Source organism: Arthrobacter sp. 05N33_2 (assembly GCF_056397425.1).
The window spans coordinates 597,809-613,523 of record NZ_JBFTNJ010000001.1; the positions used below are offsets into that span (position 1 = coordinate 597,809).

The following is a 15,715-nucleotide window of genomic DNA, read 5'->3' on the forward strand; positions in this document are numbered from 1 at the left end:
CGTTCGTGATCCCGCTCGGGCGGTAGCGGCCCGGGCCGCCAGCTTCCGGAAGCCACGTCCGGCCGGGCGTGGCAAACGGACCATCTGAAAGGACGGCGGCCATGAAGGCAGGCCGGATTGTCATGCTGGTGATCGGCTCGCTGTGCGCGCTGGTCGGTTTGGGACTGTTGGCGGGCGCCGGCTTTGCGGGCTGGGTCAACTACCAACAACGTGACGGCAGGTACTTCATCACGCCGTCAGCGCCTTTCTCAGGCAATTCCTACGCGCTGACGACCCCCCGGCTGGACCTCATGACCGGCGGCGGCGTGGACGACGGCGTTCCGGTGGACATTGCGGGCAGCGTGCTGCTCCGCGGTTCCTCCACCGACCCCGGCAAGGAAATCTTCATCGGAATTGCCCCGCGGGCCGACGTCGCGACGTACCTGGCCGGTGTCCGGCGCACCGAAATCGTCGACGTCAGGTTCAACCCCTTCCGCGCGCGGTACCGCGAAGTGGCCGGCTCCCAGGTCCCGTCCAATCCGGCGCAGCAGACCTTCTGGGCCGCGACTGCCACAGGCCCGGGGGAACAGGAACTGACCTGGGACCTCCGCTCCGGATCCTGGGCAGTGGTGGTCATGAATGCCGACGGGACGTCTCCGGTGAGCGTGAATCTGCAGGCAGGGGCACGCACAGATCTGCTCCTGCCGGTGTTCATCGGGCTGCTGATCGGCGGACTTGTGATGCTGCTGATCGGCGTGCCGCTGATAGTGCTGGGCGCCGTTGGACTCGGCCGCGGCGGCCTGGGCCAAGGCGGGACGGGCAGCGGTGTCCCTCCCGGGCACTTGCCGGCCCAGCCCGGCCAGCCGTATCCCGCGGGTCCCTACCCGCCCAGGGCCACCCCCGGCCAGCAGAACAGTGCGGCCCCGCCGGGTGCCGTGGCGGCCTATGCTGCCCCGCCGGGGACTCCGTATCCGGTGGCGCCGGGTGCTACGACCCCGTATGTGTACCCCGCCCGCCTCCACGGCTACCTCGACCCGAACCTGTCACGGTGGATGTGGCTCGTGAAGTGGTTCCTGGCCATCCCGCACTTCATCGTCCTGTTTATCCTCTGGTTCGCCTTCGGAGTGGTCACGATTGTGGCGTGGTTCGCGATCCTGTTCACGGCGCGCTACCCGCGCTCGCTGTTCAATTTCAGTGTCGGTGTGATCCGCTGGAACTGGCGTGTGGCCTTCTACGCGTTCAGCGCGATCGGCACGGATGTCTATCCCCCCTTCACCCTGGCCCGCACCGATTACCCGGCGGACTTCGACGTCGATTATCCCGAACGGCTGTCCCGCGGCCTGGTGCTGGTGAAGTCCTGGCTGCTGGCCATTCCACATCTGCTGCTTATCAGCCTGCTGACGGGGACCGCGAGGACGTGGGAGTACCGGGACGGCGAGTGGGTGCAGCAAGGTGTGGGCATCTCCCTCCTGGGGCTGCTGGTCCTCATCGCCGGCGTGATCCTGCTGTTCACGGGCCAATACCAGCGGGGGCTCTTTGACCTCCTGCTTGGCCTGAACCGCTGGATCTACCGCGTTATCGCCTACGTTGCCCTCATGCGGGACGAATATCCGCCGTTCCACCTTGATATGGGTCCGGTCGATCCGGGCGAGCTGCCGGTGCCTGCATACGCCGGACCCGCGCTCGGAACCGGAGGGCCCGCCCCCGGACCCGCTGCCGGACCCGCCGGACCCGTCGGGCCTGGACCAGCCACCGGACCCGCCGTCGGACCCGGACCAGCCACCGGGCCTGCGCTCGGAACCGGAGGACCCGCCGCCGGACCCGTCGGGCCTGGACCAGCCACCGGGCCTGCGCTCGGAACCGGAGGACCCGCCGCCGGGCCTGCGCTCGGAACCGGAGGACCCGCCGCCGGGCCTGCGCTCGGAACCGGAGGACCCGCCGCCGGACCCGTCGGGCCTGGACCAGCGACCGGACCCGGAGGGCTGCCCAGAAGCTAATGCCGCGCTGCGCCCGGTCCTCTTGCCACCCGCCCTCCGCAAGAACATAGTTGAGGGAATTCACGTACTCCGCGGCACTAGGCAGGCGACCATGGTGAACATCGGGATTCCGGAAAACGGCGTGCTTCACGGCAAGACCGCCCTGATCTATGGCGGCGGCGGGGCGGTCGGCGGGGCGGTGGCAAGGGCTTTCGCGGCCGACGGCGCCACAGTGCACATTGCCGGAAGGACGGAATCGCGGCTGGAAAAAGTAGCCAATGACATTCGCGAGGCGGGCGGCACAGCCGAAACCGCCGTCGTCGACGCCCTGGACGAAGAGCAGGTGGATGCCTTCGTAAGCCGGGTGGCGAAGAAGAGCAAGAGGATCGACATCTCCTTCAACGTGATCTCATTCGGCGACATCCAGCAGCCACTCATGGAGATCGATGTGGATGACTTCACCCAGCCCATCACCCTGGCCGCGCGGACGCACTTCCTGACCACCCGCGCGGCCGCCGCCTACATGGTCAAGCAACGCTCCGGCGTCGTGCTCATGTTCGGCGGCTCGGGCCCGCAGACGATCCCCGGCCTGGGCGGCTTCAAGGTGGCGCTCGACGCGATGGAAGGACTGCGCCGGCAATGGGCCCTGGAACTGGGAAAACACGGTATCAGGGTGGTCACCATGGTCACCGGCGGCATTATCGAAACCATCCCGTGGCAGGCCGAGGGCCGCGAAGAGATCGTAGTGGAGATTGCCAGGGCCGCGCATTTGAACCGGACGGCCACGCTGACGGACGTCGGTAACGTGGCCTCCTTCATCGTCTCGGACAAGGCGGCGGCCATCACGGACGCGACCGTCAACATCTCCGCCGGCGCGATCGTGGACTACTGACACCTTCGATCCGTCGTCCGCCTCGGCGGACAAGGTCAAGGTGCTCACCGGCTACGACGGATGCTGAGGCCTGCCCCGGGCCGCCCGGCCAGGCACGGGCCCGGCGTCTTCCAAGAAATGGTATCTATCATGAGCCCGTGCCGCCCCTTGATATAGTCCTCACCGCCTGGCAGATCGACTGGGCTGCCGCCGCCCTGATCGGCGGCTCGGCGTTGCTGTACGCGCTGGGCCTGAGGGCCGCGGCGGCGCGCGGGCACCGCCATCCCGGGTGGCGGACGCTGGCGTTCTATGTTCTGGGCCTTGGGTCCCTGACGGTGCTGACGTGCGGGTTCCCTGGCGTCTACAGCCCGCAGCTCCGGTGGGCCTTCACGCTCAAGATTTCCCTGTTGCTCTTCGTGGTGCCGCTGCTGATCGGCCTGGGAAAACCCATTTCCCTCGCCCGGGCGGCCCTGCCGCCGCGCGGCGTCGGCCGGCTGAACAGGGCGCTCGCGCACAGTGCGGTGCGGTTTGCGGGCAACTCCATGGCCGCCCCGCTCCTGGGCCTTGCCCTCTTCTCCACCTTCCTGACTCCGGCGTTCTACACCCTCCGCACAGCCGCTTGGGCCGAGGCGCTCCTGACGGTGGGGGTCCCGCTGCTTGGCATGATGATGGCCCTGCCGATCATCGAGGACGCGGACTTCCGCCGCTCCAGCGCGTTCTTCATCATGGAGTTCGTGTTTGTTTTCATCGAGCTGCTGGTCGATGCCGTGCCCGGGATCCTGCTGCGCCTCAACGGCCAGGTGCTGGATCACGTCGCAACGACGCCGTCTGCGATGGGCTGGTTCCCCAACGCCCTGCGTGACCAGCAGCTGGCGGGGGACGTCCTGTGGTTCATCTGCGAAATTGTCGACTTGCCCCTGATCATCCTGATGTTCATCCGCTTCTCCCGCAGCGACAAACGCGAGGCCCGCGGCTTTGACGAGCTCACGGATTCCCAGCTCGATGAACTGAATGCGGAGCACCTGCGGCGCGGCCGCTAAGTCCCCGCGCCCCGGGTGGGGGCGCTATGCCACGCTGACCTTGATCCGCTGCACCACGTTGTTGCCCATGCCCTGGTAGTTCCATTCCGGTTCCAGCGGCTGGACCGCGCCGCTGGCATCCGTGGCACGGCAGGAGAGCTCGTGTTCGCCCGGATCGGCCACCCACGGCATCGACCACGCACACCACGCGAACGGCGCTGCCGGGTGCTCCAGATGGGCCGCTGCCCACTTTCCGTCGATTCCGACGTCGACGCGCTGCACGGCGCCTTGCCCGGACCAGGCCCGGCCGGTGAGCATCACCGGTCCCGGGGGCAGGATCCGGCTCCGGGTGAAGAAATCCGGGACCCCCGGGGGCATCATGAGCGAGCGGACCTTGATCCAGGTGACCGGGGTTCCGTGATCCTCGGCGTCATGCTGGTAGCGGTACGCCACTGCCTGCTGGAAACCGTCATAAGGCTTGGTCAGAACCTTGATCGAGGTCAGCCACTTCACGCTCGCCATGCCGTACCAGCCGGGCACCACAAGCCGGAGCGGATAGCCGTGCTGAGGCGGCAGGTCTGCGCCGTTCATCCGGTAGGCGAGCACGACGTCGGGGCGCAAGGCCTCCTCGATCGGCAGGCTGCGCGCGTACTGCTGGGCGACGCCGCCCTGGCTGCCGGCGTCGGCCCCGGTGAAGAGCACCTCCACGGCGTCGTCCTCCACTCCGGCCCGCGTCAGCAGGTAGGCGAGCGGGACACCGGTCCACACGGCGGTCCCCACGCCCTCGAGTACCCACGGCTGGCTCAGTGGGCGGGGCCGCAGGAGGGACCGGCCGTTGCCGGCGCACTCCAGGGTGACCGGGAGGGTGATGCTCGGTGCCCGGAGCAAGGCCCGCAGGCTCAGTTCGAAGGACCGCTGCACGGCGCCGCCGATCCACAGATGCCAGTGCTCGGCGTCGATGAACGGGATGTCGAAGTGCGTGAGCACGTAGTGCAGTCCGGGCGGTGTGGTGTCGCTCCGCAGGGCCTCGAGCGGCATGGAATGGTTCCGCACGGCGAGCTGGAGTTCCTCCGCCGTCAGCGGGCCGTGGCTCGGTTCGCCGGGATGCGCCCGGGGTTGTCCGGCCTGCCGGCGCGGACTCTTCAGGACAGAAGAGTGTCTGGACATTTGCTTTGGCATGGCATGCCGCGATTCTTTCCGGACCGGCCCGGTCCCGCTCCTGTGAAGGACCCGCCGGTTTTAGTAGGTATCACCTGGTCTCAGGTCTACGCCGCAGCCCGGAAACCGTCAACACCGGGACGCGCCGGTCCCGTCCCTTCCGGTCCCGTCTCTTCCGGTCAAGGGGCTACAGCGTGTGCGCCTCGGCCAGGAACTGCGCCAGGCTCAGCGGTTCCCGGCCCGTCAGCTCATGCACTGCCGACGTCGGACCGGCGAGTTCGCCGGCGGCGATGGCCGTGTAGGTGCTCACCCAGGCGTCCACCTGCCATGGCGGGGCGCCGTACGAGGCGCGGGACCCGTAGGCCTCCGCCAGGGTCTCGTTGTGGAAGGTGATGGCCCGGCCGGTTCCGGCGGTCAGGAGTTCGGCGGCGCGGGCCAGCGAGATGTCTTCCGGGCCGGTCAGGTCATAGGTCCGTCCCACATGCAGGGACGGGTCCCGCAGTACGGTGACGGCCGAGCGGGCAATGTCTGACCGCGCCACGGCAGCCATGACGCCGTCTCCGGCGGGGCCGCGGATCACGCCGTCCTCGCCGGCCAGCAGCGGCAGGAAGTCCAGGTAGAAGTTGTCCCGCAGGAACGTGTAGTCCATGCCGGAGGCCTTGATGCGCTCCTCCGTCGCGAAGTGGTCCCGGCCCAGCGTGAATGTGGAGTCCGGCGCCGCGCCGAAGAACGAGGTGTACACGATGTGCTGGACGCCCGCTGCGGCCGCGGCATCGACGAAGGCGTAGTGCTGCTGCAGTCGGTCCTCGGCCTCGGCTGCGGAGACCATGAACAACGTTTTCGCCCCGGAAAGCGCCGTCTTCGCCTGCTCCGGCTCGGCGTAGGTGGTGACGAAGGGGACGGCGCCTTCGAGCTCAGGTGCCCGGGCGGCGTCCCGCACCAGGAGCCGTTGCTGGCTGCCGGCCTGGGCCAGCAGCCTGGCCACCAGGGCGCCCAGCTGGCCGGTGGACCCGGTGACGGCAAGCTCGGGAGCGTTGGTCATGGCCTAGGCCTCGCGGGAGGCGGGCGATTTGGTCTGCGCGGGGTCGCGTTCGGCCAGTGAGCCGATGACGGCGTCGATCTTGTCCATGATCACCGCGTCCAGCTTCACGCCGGCTGCCGCGACGTTTTTCTCGATCTGCTCCGGCCGGGACGCTCCCATGATCGCGGAGGCCACGTTCTTGTTCTGCAGCACCCAGGCGATGCTGAGCTGCGCCATGGTCAGCCCGGCCTCCTCCGCGATCGGCTTGAGCTGCTGGACGCCGGTGAGGACCTCGTTGGACATCCAACGCTCGATCATCCGTGAACCGCCCTTGGAGTCCGTGGCGCGGCTGCCCTCAGGGGCAGGCTTGCCGGGGTGGTACTTGCCGCTCAGCACGCCCTGGGCAATCGGGGACCAGACAATCTGGGACAGGCCCAGTTCTTCCGACGCCGGAATCACCTCGGCCTCGATCACCCGCCACAGCATGGAGTACTGAGGCTGGTTGGAGATCAGCTGGAAGCCCAGTTCCTTGGCGAGGGCATGGCCGTCGCGGATCTGGTTGGCCGTCCACTCGCTGACCCCGATGTACAGGGCCTTGCCCTGCCGCACGATGTCCGCGAAGGCCTGCATGGTCTCTTCCAGCGGCGTCTCGTAGTCGTAGCGGTGTGCCTGGTAGAGGTCCACGTAGTCGGTCTGCAGCCGGGTGAGGGAGCCGTTGATGGATTCCATGATGTGCTTGCGGGACAGGCCGAGATCGTTGTGGCCCTTGGGCCCGGTGGGGCCGAAGACCTTCGTGAAAATTTCCAGCGACTCGCGGCGCTCGTCCTTCAAGGCTGCTCCGAGGACCGTCTCCGCCGCTGTGTTGGCGTACACGTCGGCCGTGTCGAAGGTGCTGATACCGGCGTCGAGCGCGGCCCGGACGCACTGGGTGGCGACATCGTTCTCCACTTGGGAGCCATGGGTCAGCCAGTTGCCAAACGTGATTTCTGAAATCTTGAAGCCGCTGTTCCCGAGGTATCTGAATTCCATGGGTTCCAACGTAGCGGACTTGCCTGCCCGGGGTAAGGGCTCAGCCGGCCTTGCGTTCCTGGACCGGCTGTTTGGCCTTCCCGGCCGGCGGAGTGCCGCGCAGCGCCACGAGCGATCCGGTGTCCAGCAGGGACTTCGCTGCGGGCATGGGCGGCTTTTTGAACGCCCGCGGGACGGCGCCAAGTGTTCCATTGGTGTCCGTGGCAGACTGCACGAGGGCAGAGACTTCTGTGATGTCCTGTGCCGGTGCCAGGGGGTCGGGCAGGTCCCGGACGGTGACCCGGACGGCGGGTCCGGCCTCGGCCCTGGCCCTCGCGGCGGCGCGGGCATCTGCCCGGGCCACGGCGGCCGCCCACTCCGGGGACAGCGCGGGTTCCTTTTTGGCTGTATTCCGGGCGGGGCGTGCGGGCTTCGCGGCCTTGGCCGGCCGGTGCGGCGCCGGCTCTTCCCCAGCCCCATTTTCCCGTGATACCGGGGTTCCGCGGACGAGCCCGGCGACGGCCAAGACAACGACTGCCGCCAGCCGGCCGATCCCTGCGAGCACGAGGGTGGCGGCGAAGACCAGGAAGAGGCCGAGGAACATGAAGAACGCCACGCCGAGGGTCCCGAAAAAAGTCAGGTTCAGCGCAATGGTCGTTGGATCTTCCATGTCACCTCTCCTTGCCGGCCTGCTTCAGCGTGGTCCCTGCCGCAAGCACACGGCGGGCAGGAGCCCCCTTAACAATACGTACTTTTCGCTGGCCCCGTGCCGCCCCCGGCAGTCGTGGCGAATATGTGTCAAAGCCGTTATCCGCGGGCGGGGCACGGGCCCCGCCGGCCGGGCGTCTATAGTCGGAGACAGCCCCGCCGGCGTCGTCCGGCCCGCCGGAAGGACATCTTGTGACGCACGCCGCAGCAGCCGATTCCGAGCCCGCCGGAGCATCTGGCACGGACCGCTCCGTGAGTATTCCGGAAGCGGCATATTCCGCGCCGTATGAGGGGAACTGCCCGTGCCTGTCGGGCGAGGCGTATGTGCACTGCTGCGGCCGGTTCCATCGCGGGGACGCCGAGGCGCCTACGGCGGAGCAGCTTATGCGCTCCCGGTACAGCGCCTTCGTAGTCCACGACGCGGGGTACCTGCTCCGGACCTGGCACCCGGACACTCGGCCCGCTGAGCTGGAGTTTGATTCCGGCATGCAGTGGCGACGCATGGACATCCTCTCCACCAGCCGCGGCGGCCCGCTGGACAGCGAAGGCACCGTGGAATTCGCGGCGCACTACCGGCACGAGGGCGAACGCGGCCTGCACCGCGAAACCAGCCGCTTTGTGCGGGTGGACCGGCGCTGGTACTACGTAGATGGCGTCGTTGCCGGCTGAGGCTTCCGGGGCTGACGCCGTCGCGGCTAGGGGCGCCCGGCTGAGTTGTCCCGTGCTGAGTTCTCTCCGGCTGAGTTGTCCCTGACGGGGTGGTTCTCAACCGTTGCTGCAGGGCTGAAGCCGGCCCGATCCACCCTGCGGTGGAAACGCATTCCCGCGAGGCCGCCCAGCACTGCGCCCACCAAAGCCACCGCGGCCACGACGATCGCCGCGATGATGCTCAGGGTGTTCAATTCGCCCTCGTTGATCGGGATCCGCGGGAAGCTGTTCAGGTTGGCCAGGATGTTGAAGCGCTGCCCGGCGACCAGGCCCAGCACGGCGACGACGATCGCGGCGATCAGGGCCCAGATCCAGACCATGAAGCCCTGCCTGGCGCCATTGAAACGGGCCATCCGCCCGGCGACGTATCCGCCGCAGTAGTAGGCGACCAGGAGGATCACGAGCAGCACGATGATGCCGGTCAGCCCGACCGTCTGGTTGCTGGAGGCCTGGTCGACGGCATCGTTCACATCGGTGTTGGTGGCCAGTCCGACGGCGGTACCGCCGGCAGCGACCAGCGCGGTGAGCAGCACGGCCGTACCCGTGGCCGTCAGCCAGCCGAAGAATGCCGAGCCGACCTTGATGCCGCCGAACTGTTCCTTCTCGCGGGCCACTACCGTCTCGCGCGTGGGGATCTCTTCCACGACAGTGTCGTGAACAGTCTCGCGGACCGGTGCGTCGCGGACGGGGTCGTCGTGGCGGACTGCTGTCACCGGGCGGGTTGTGGCGTCGTCCTGCGCGGCGTGTTGTGTCGTCTTGTCGTCGGGGCCTGCGGTGCTGCTCATGAGGGCTGCTCACTTTCGCTGAATGACCGGGCACACTGGAGACGCCGGTCTGGCGTCAACCTAACCACGGCGGAATCCGGTTAGCAAGGATGCTTACTATCCGTGGCGGCGGCCCGTCAGCGGTACTTGCGGTGCAGGTCCTCCCGGACGGAGGCGCGCCGGCTGGCGTCCGCGATCCATGGGCCGGTCCCTTCAGACTGGTCGAGGATTCCGGCTTCCAGCCAGGTGTAGTCCCCGGCCAGTGTCTTGCGGGCCAGGGCATGGTCGGCGTCGTCGGTGTTCCGCCACAGCCGGTCGAAATATTCGTCGACGCGAACACGGGCCTGTTCGCAGTACGCCTCGGCGAGTTCGTACGCGGAGGCGCCGCGTTCCGGCTGCGTCCGCAGCAGCATCTCGGCGCGCGAACAGCAGGCTGCCATGGCAAACAGCTCCGCACCGATGTCCACGATCCGGCCCAGGAACGCCTGCTTGTGCTCAAGTTTGGCCTGCCACCGGCCCATCCCGTAGAAGGTCTGCCGGGCGAGGCGCCGGGAGGAGCGCTCCACGTAGCGCAGCTGTTTCGCGAGCCGGCCGAAGTCGCTGTAGGAGCGCGGGTCCATGCCGGCGCCGGCCACGAGTTTGGGCAGCCACTTCGCGTAGAAGCCGGAGGCGCCGACGGCGGCCTTCGCCTTGTCGGAGAGGCGGGCATCCTCCGAGGCGAGGTCTCCCGCGGCCGCCAGGTGCGCGTCCACGGCCTCGCGGGCGATCAGCAACCTCATGATTTCCGAGGACCCCTCGAAGATCCTGTTGATTCTCATGTCGCGGAGCTGCTGTTCCGCGGCGACGGCGCGCTCGCCGCGGGCTTCGAGGGAGTCCGCCGTTTCAAAGCCCCGGCCGCCGCGGATCTGCACGAGTTCGTCCGCGATGAGGCAGCTGATCTCCGTGGACCACAGCTTGGCCAGGGCCGCCTCGATCCGGATGTCTTTCTGCCCGGCGTCGGCCATTTCCGCAGAGAGTTCAAACACGGCGTCCAGGGCGAAGGCGCTGGCGGCGATGAAGGCGATTTTCTTCCCCACTGCCTCATGCTGGCCGATCGGCCGGCCCCACTGGGTGCGGGCGTCGGACCATTCGCGGGCGATCTTCAGGCTCCACCGGCCTGTGGCGACGCACAGCGCGGGGATGGAGAGCCGGCCCGTGTTCAGTGTGGTGAGGGCGATCTTCAGGCCCTGGCCTTCCCGGCCCAGCCGGTTGGCAGCGGGGACCCTGACCTGGTGGAAGCGGGTGACGCCGTTTTCGATCCCGCGGAGCCCCATGAAGGTGTTGCGGTTTTCCACGGCAATGCCAGGGGTGTCCATTTCGACCACGAAGGCGCTGATGCCGCCTTTGTGGGCGGTCCCGTCCGCATCGGTGTGCGGCGGCACGAGGGCCATGACCACGACGAGCTCGGCGATAACACCGTTGGTGGTCCAGAGCTTGACGCCGTCCAGGAGGTACGACTCGCCGTCGTCGGAGAGAACGGCCGTGCTGCCCATCCGGGCGGGGTCGCTGCCGACGTCGGGCTCGGTGAGCAGGAAAGCGGTGACGGCGCCGGCGGCGCAGCGGGGCAGGTATTCGCGCTTCTGGGCCGGAGTGCCAAAGACCTTGACGGGCTCCGGGACGCCGATCGACTGGTGCGCGGAGATCAGGGCGCCGAGGCTTGGGTGCACCGAGCCCAGCATGGCCAGTGCGCGGCCGTAATACACGAGCGTGAGGCCCAGTCCGCCGTATTCGCGGGGAATCTTCATTCCGAACACACCGAGCTCCGCGAGCCCTTTGAGATAGTCGTCCGGGATCCGGTCGTCGCGTTCGATGGTGCGCCCGGACATCGTGCGGCAGTAGTCGGCCAGCCGGGCCATGAACGCGTCGCCGCGTTCGACGTCGTCGGCGGGGGCCTCGGGCCACGGGTGTATCAGCGACAAATCGAAGCTGCCAAGGTAGAGGCCCTTCGCGAAGCTGGGCTGGGTCCAACTGGTTTCGCGGGCGGCCTCGGCAATGGCGCGGGCGTCGGCGGCCGTCGCGTCGGGGCCGACGTGCTCAGCGTCCCCGTCGGCCGCCGGAATCGGAATGCCTGATGTTGGAGAATCTGACGCTGGAGTACCGGGTGTGGTGGCGGGGTCTTCGATGGCGGAGCTCACGGGGCATCTCCTCTAACCGGGTGACCGGCTTGAGCCCTGGATCCGCCGCGGGTGGAGGACCCTTCAGCTGTCCCGCAATACTACTCGCGGGTAAGTGCCTGTGCTAGGGGAGGCCTGGCCCGGAAAGTCGGACCGGAAGTCCGTGCCGAAGTCGACCTGGAAATCGGCGGGCATCTCCACCGTTGAGGCGTGGTGGACCAGCCGGTCCCAACCGTGGTTGATGCCGTGGACCAGGCCCACCAGCGCGCCGGCCACGAGGTACCAGGCGAGCCGGCCGACACCGACCAAAACCATGGCCGCGAACGCGGACACCATCATGAAGGCGCCGATCATCACGGCAAACACGAGGGTTCCAATGACCACCATCGTGCCGGTTTCCACTGCGCTTAGGTCGAACTGCATTCTTCCCCCTGCACCATTGCTCCGGTTGAACCAGTAGCCCGAGCGTAGGGTGCCGTGGGCGTGCTGAACTAGGGTCCTTGGACGGTGGCGGCCTCTTGATACGGGATCGAAATGCTACCGGGGCGTAGGTCACGGCGGGGTTGCGGCACCCTCACCGATCGCGGGGGTCGCACCGTTTGTCAGTGCCGGGAGGCTGCCCGGTGTCAGTCTTCGTCGTGTTCAGGGGCGCTCTGGCTCATGACCTGGAAGTCCGCGCCGAGGGCGACTTCGACCTGGGACCCGTCGTTGAGGCGTACCTCGACCTCGTAGGCCGCGCCGGAGTCGTCATCGCGCTCCACTTCGGTGACGCTGCCCTGGCCCACCTTCGCCAACGCGGCCTGTGTTGCCATGGCACGGTCGGCGTCACTGAGCGCCGGTCCATCGGAATCGTCACCGATCTCAAAGTTCCCGATCTTGGCGGTGAGGGCGCCCGCACTTCCGGACCAGACATCCCTGGCCTGGGTGGCCCCGACCGCAATTGACGCTCCCCCCAGCACCACCGCTGCAGAGGCCGCCCCCGTGATCCAGATCGTTCTCTTGCGCATGATCGTCTCCCTTCGGCTGGTCATTCCAGTGTGCGCCGACATAGGGGCGCAGACAACGATGAATGCGGACGGGGCCCTGCGTTAACCTTGTAGCTGGCAGTTTTTAGAATCCGCTGCCCCGCAACGCCACCCCAAACCATCCCCTGGCAGCCGAAGGAGAGCGCGTGTCCCGTTCCGCCGTGTCATCAGCCGACGCCATCAGCACCCGGCTCCGGGACCTTGAGCTCCTTACCAAGGGACCTGCCTGGGCGCTGACGCGTTCGGCGCCTTGGGTGATCGCCGTGCTCCAGGCTTCCTTCACCCGCACGCGCGCGCAGCTGCCGCTGGAACAGTTCCACGCCGACGTCGACGCCTTCCTCGAGCAGCTCCGCCGGCAGGCCCCCGGCACGGGAGAGCAGCACAGCGGCTCGGCCAACGGCACACTTTCCGGAAAGAAATACGCGGACGAATGGACCCGCAAGAACTTCCTGACCCGCCGGAACCAGTCGGGCCAGATCGTTTACGAAGTCACGGAACCTGCTGCCCGCGTGCTGGCTTTCCTGGACAGCCTCTCCAGCGAGCGGTCCACGCTGAACGGCTCCCGGCTCGGTACACTGCTGGGCGACGTCGAGAAGCTCGCCAACGAGACCAACCCGGACCAGAGCGCACGCATTGAATCCCTCGAAGAGGAGATCGACGAGCGCCGCCAGCTGATGGAAGACATCAGCTCCGGCGATTTCGACGGGCTGCTCGACGACGACGAGGCTGTGGAGGCGGCAGGCAACATCCTCGATCTCGCGGCCAGCCTGCCCGCGGACTACAAGAAGATGCGTGACCGGATCGAAGAGCTCGTGGGGGAGCTGCGCAACCAGATCATCGAGGAATCGCTCAGCAAGGGCGCCACCATGGCCCAGGTGCTCGAGGCCGACAAGCGGCTGCGGCAGAGCCCCGAAGGCCGGACGTTCCGCTCCTTCACCGCGTTCCTGGAGGACCCGCAACAACAGCTGAGGTTCCGGTCGGCGATCGGCGAAGTCCTGAGCCGGCAGTTCGCGGACGAGCTCAGCCACGATGAACGCGAGACGCTCAAGAACCTTGTGGCCGAACTCCGCACCCAGCACAGCCAGATCCAGCGGATCTACGGCAAGCTCAGCGAGAGCCTCAACACCTACGTCCAAAGTGACGACTTCCGGCAGTCGGTCCGGCTCCGGAAGGTCCTGCGGGAGGCTGAGCAGGCGATCCGCACCCTGCCGTACGAGCGCGAACGGCCCGGCCTGGTCCGCGGCCCGGTGCTGTTCAGCGCCGGTTTCGAGTCCCTGGCCATGGTCAAGCACTTCGACCCTGACGAATTCGCGGCTCCACCCAAGCTGGCCGACCCCATCGCGTTCTCCGACTCGGACCGGGCGCGCTCGCCCCGGACCGCCAAGGCCAAGCCGGAGGCCATCCGCGCCGCGCTCGCGGGGGCCTCAACCCTTACCGAGGCCTGGGCGCAGCTGCCGGCAGAGGAACGCCACATCAACTCCATCCGGGCCCTGTTGTCGCAGACCCTCCACGAAGGCGCCGGCTTCGACCGCGGGACCTGGGGCCCCATCGAATTCGAACAAATCGACGGCACCACCCGCACCGCCTACCTGCCCGTCGTCACGCTCGCGAAGGATTGACCATGACTGAAGAGACTGTGACCGAGACCCTGACCGAGACCGCGACCGAGACCCTGGCAGAGACCCCGACCGAGACCCTGGCAGAGACCGCGGCGGCGGACCCGCAGTCCGCGCCCGAGTCTGCGCCTGCGGACAGCGATGGCGCCCACGTCCGCAGCGACCCCTTCATCGTCACCCCCCGGGACACGTTTGTCGACGGCGCCGCACTCTTCCCGGGCGACACCGGCGTACTGCCCATGAAGGTGCGGCAGGCGCTCGTGAAGCTGCTCAAGGGCCCCTACATCGACGGCGGCCGCGACGAAAAGCTGTGGACCACGCTCCTGGACAACCAGCTGATCCTGCGCAGCCGCCTCTCCGAACTCTTCCTCACGCTGCAACTGGACCACGAGCGTAAGGTCGCCGTCCTGCGCCCGGTTGACCCCGAGGCGATCGGCGGCAGTACGCGTTCCAGTATCCTGCGCCAGCAGCGTGCCCTGAGCCGGGTCGAGACCATCGTCCTGCTCCGCCTGCGCCTGCTCCTGGACCGGCACGTCACCGCCCAGACGGACCCGACGATCACGCGCGAGGAAATCGCCGAACTCGTCGCCCACTACCAGCCCACCGGCCAGCAGGACGCCCTGCGCGATGCCGACGTCGTTAATCGCGCCATCACCAAGCTCCTGGCCCGCCAGCTCCTGCTCGCCACGGGCCTGGACGAGGTCTACACCATCTCCAACGCCCTCCCGCTGGCCCTGCCGTTCGAAAACATCGGCGACATCCCGGCCCAAATCGAAGCCCTGGTGGCAGCCAGCACAGACCAGTCGGGAACGGAGCCGCTCCTGGAGCTCGACACAGACACCTCGGCAAACGCGGAGGAAGACCCGGACGACGACGGCGCTGCCGCCACCGAAGGTGACGTGAACAGCGGCACCGCAGTCGCTGCGGACGCCCACGGTGACCCGTACAACGACGACGGCGATGCCGCCCCGGGAGTGGCATCGGGCCTGTCGGAGCCGCGCGCTGAGCTGATCGAAGATCAGCTGCGCGGCGCAGGGGCGGGGGCGGCATCGCCGTCGTCGTCACCCAGCCACACTGAAGAAGCCGAGGAGACCAAGTGAGCATCGCAACCATGCTCCCGATGGGCGAGCTCACCAACCCCGGCCAGATGCGCCTGGCCCTGGTCCAGGTGGTCAACTGGGGCACATTCCATGGCGCCCACACGATGCACGTGGACCGCAACGGCACACTGCTGACCGGCAATTCGGGCGTCGGAAAGTCCACGCTGTTCGATGCCATGCTTCGGGTCTTCGACGCCCGTCCGCGCTCCAACGAAGCGGCTGCACAGCGGGCAGGCGGCGCTGTCGAGGACAAGCGCACCACGTTCACGTACATGCGCGGCAAGGTAGGCGACAAGGCCGTGGGTGAGGGCTCGGCGAGTGCGTTCCAGCGCCCCGGCGCGACCTGGTCCGCCGTCGCGCTGACGTTCGACAACGCCGCCGGCACGCGGGTGACGGTTTCGGCGCTTTTCGACCTGCCCAAGAACGGCACGGAATCCAGCGTCGGCCGGTACTACATGATCGATAACAAGCCGCTGGACCTCGCGGCGATCGAGGGCATCGCGGAGAAGCGGTTCACCAAGTCGGCGCTGGACGCGATCTTCCCGGACGCCCAGATCTTCGACGTCCACAAGGCCTTCGCCGAACGATTCCGCCGGCTTCTCGGCATCA

General features: G+C 67.8%; 14 protein-coding genes and 1 pseudogene. 7 read left to right on the forward strand and 8 right to left on the reverse strand.

Annotation, left to right across the window (positions count from 1 at the left end; genetic code table 11):
* The first annotated feature begins 101 nt into the window (after positions 1-101).
* From AC1DHX_RS02790 to AC1DHX_RS02800, 3 genes are all read left to right on the forward strand, one after another.
* Positions 102-1,976, forward strand: coding sequence for a DUF4389 domain-containing protein (locus tag AC1DHX_RS02790; RefSeq protein ID WP_476860460.1), 1,875 nt, complete (start codon positions 102-104; stop codon positions 1,974-1,976).
* 91 nt (positions 1,977-2,067) lie between these two features.
* Positions 2,068-2,847, forward strand: coding sequence for an SDR family NAD(P)-dependent oxidoreductase (locus AC1DHX_RS02795; RefSeq protein ID WP_223915002.1), 780 nt, complete (start codon positions 2,068-2,070; stop codon positions 2,845-2,847).
* Between the two features lie 137 nt (positions 2,848-2,984).
* Positions 2,985-3,866 (forward strand): cytochrome c oxidase assembly protein, encoded by an 882-nt coding sequence (locus AC1DHX_RS02800; protein ID WP_476860461.1) that lies wholly within the window; start codon positions 2,985-2,987, stop codon positions 3,864-3,866.
* A 24-nt stretch (positions 3,867-3,890) separates the two neighbouring features.
* On the opposite strand, the gene AC1DHX_RS02805 is transcribed toward AC1DHX_RS02800, so the two are convergent.
* The 4 genes from AC1DHX_RS02805 to AC1DHX_RS02820 all read right to left on the reverse strand — a co-directional run bounded on the left by AC1DHX_RS02805 (position 3,891) and on the right by AC1DHX_RS02820 (position 7,702).
* Positions 3,891-5,024 (reverse strand): sulfite oxidase, encoded by a 1,134-nt coding sequence (locus AC1DHX_RS02805; protein ID WP_476860462.1) that lies wholly within the window; start codon positions 5,022-5,024, stop codon positions 3,891-3,893.
* A 166-nt stretch (positions 5,025-5,190) separates the two neighbouring features.
* Positions 5,191-6,045, reverse strand: coding sequence for an SDR family oxidoreductase (locus AC1DHX_RS02810; RefSeq protein WP_230007270.1), 855 nt, complete (start codon positions 6,043-6,045; stop codon positions 5,191-5,193).
* Between the two features lie 3 nt (positions 6,046-6,048).
* Positions 6,049-7,053: an aldo/keto reductase family protein gene (locus AC1DHX_RS02815; protein WP_223915020.1), complete on the reverse strand. Its 1,005-nt coding sequence runs from the start codon at positions 7,051-7,053 to the stop codon at positions 6,049-6,051.
* Positions 7,054-7,093: 40 nt separating this feature from the next.
* Positions 7,094-7,702 (reverse strand): hypothetical protein, encoded by a 609-nt coding sequence (locus AC1DHX_RS02820; RefSeq protein ID WP_476860463.1) that lies wholly within the window; start codon positions 7,700-7,702, stop codon positions 7,094-7,096.
* Between the two features lie 290 nt (positions 7,703-7,992).
* Between AC1DHX_RS02820 and AC1DHX_RS02825 the strand changes: the two genes are divergently transcribed.
* Entirely contained in the window at positions 7,993-8,409 is a 417-nt protein-coding gene (locus tag AC1DHX_RS02825) for a YchJ family protein (RefSeq protein WP_476860477.1), read from the forward strand.
* A 26-nt stretch (positions 8,410-8,435) separates the two neighbouring features.
* Here the strand turns inward: AC1DHX_RS02825 and AC1DHX_RS02830 are convergent, their stop codons facing one another.
* The 4 genes from AC1DHX_RS02830 to AC1DHX_RS02845 form a co-directional block, all read right to left on the reverse strand.
* Complete coding sequence (locus AC1DHX_RS02830; protein ID WP_476860464.1) at positions 8,436-9,233, reverse strand: hypothetical protein; 798 nt, start codon at positions 9,231-9,233, stop codon at positions 8,436-8,438.
* 116 nt (positions 9,234-9,349) lie between these two features.
* Positions 9,350-11,386 carry an acyl-CoA dehydrogenase family protein gene (locus AC1DHX_RS02835; protein WP_476860465.1) on the reverse strand — a complete coding sequence of 679 codons (2,037 nt, stop codon included), beginning with the start codon at positions 11,384-11,386 and terminating at the stop codon, positions 9,350-9,352.
* 63 nt (positions 11,387-11,449) lie between these two features.
* The gene (locus AC1DHX_RS02840) at positions 11,450-11,788 is read right to left on the reverse strand and encodes a hypothetical protein (protein WP_230007274.1); all 339 of its coding nucleotides are present in this window, start codon (positions 11,786-11,788) and stop codon (positions 11,450-11,452) included.
* A gap of 203 nt (positions 11,789-11,991) precedes the next feature.
* Positions 11,992-12,372 carry a PepSY domain-containing protein gene (locus AC1DHX_RS02845; RefSeq protein ID WP_476860466.1) on the reverse strand — a complete coding sequence of 127 codons (381 nt, stop codon included), beginning with the start codon at positions 12,370-12,372 and terminating at the stop codon, positions 11,992-11,994.
* Between the two features lie 164 nt (positions 12,373-12,536).
* Between AC1DHX_RS02845 and AC1DHX_RS02850 the strand changes: the two genes are divergently transcribed.
* The 3 genes and pseudogenes from AC1DHX_RS02850 to AC1DHX_RS02860 form a co-directional block, all read left to right on the forward strand.
* Positions 12,537-14,009: a DUF3375 family protein gene (locus AC1DHX_RS02850; protein WP_476860467.1), complete on the forward strand. Its 1,473-nt coding sequence runs from the start codon at positions 12,537-12,539 to the stop codon at positions 14,007-14,009.
* A gap of 2 nt (positions 14,010-14,011) precedes the next feature.
* A pseudogene (locus tag AC1DHX_RS02855) lies at positions 14,012-14,899 on the forward strand (DUF4194 domain-containing protein); the annotation flags it as partial.
* A gap of 203 nt (positions 14,900-15,102) precedes the next feature.
* On the forward strand, positions 15,103-15,715 hold a 613-nt coding region (locus AC1DHX_RS02860; protein ID WP_476899843.1), incomplete at its 3' end, for an ATP-binding protein.

Bases quoted from the DNA above. Each gene is read 5' to 3' on its own strand.
- AC1DHX_RS02790 (WP_476860460.1), top strand. From the start codon at position 102: ATGAAGGCAGGCCGGATTGTCATGCTGGTGATCGGCTCGCTGTGCGCG.
- AC1DHX_RS02795 (WP_223915002.1), top strand. From the start codon at position 2,068: ATGGTGAACATCGGGATTCCGGAAAACGGCGTGCTTCACGGCAAGACC.
- AC1DHX_RS02805 (WP_476860462.1), bottom strand. From the start codon at position 5,024: ATGCCAAAGCAAATGTCCAGACACTCTTCTGTCCTGAAGAGTCCGCGC.
- AC1DHX_RS02810 (WP_230007270.1), bottom strand. From the start codon at position 6,045: ATGACCAACGCTCCCGAGCTTGCCGTCACCGGGTCCACCGGCCAGCTG.
- AC1DHX_RS02815 (WP_223915020.1), bottom strand. From the start codon at position 7,053: ATGGAATTCAGATACCTCGGGAACAGCGGCTTCAAGATTTCAGAAATC.
- AC1DHX_RS02820 (WP_476860463.1), bottom strand. From the start codon at position 7,702: ATGGAAGATCCAACGACCATTGCGCTGAACCTGACTTTTTTCGGGACC.
- AC1DHX_RS02830 (WP_476860464.1), bottom strand. From the start codon at position 9,233: ATGAGCAGCACCGCAGGCCCCGACGACAAGACGACACAACACGCCGCG.
- AC1DHX_RS02840 (WP_230007274.1), bottom strand. From the start codon at position 11,788: ATGCAGTTCGACCTAAGCGCAGTGGAAACCGGCACGATGGTGGTCATT.
- AC1DHX_RS02845 (WP_476860466.1), bottom strand. From the start codon at position 12,372: ATGCGCAAGAGAACGATCTGGATCACGGGGGCGGCCTCTGCAGCGGTG.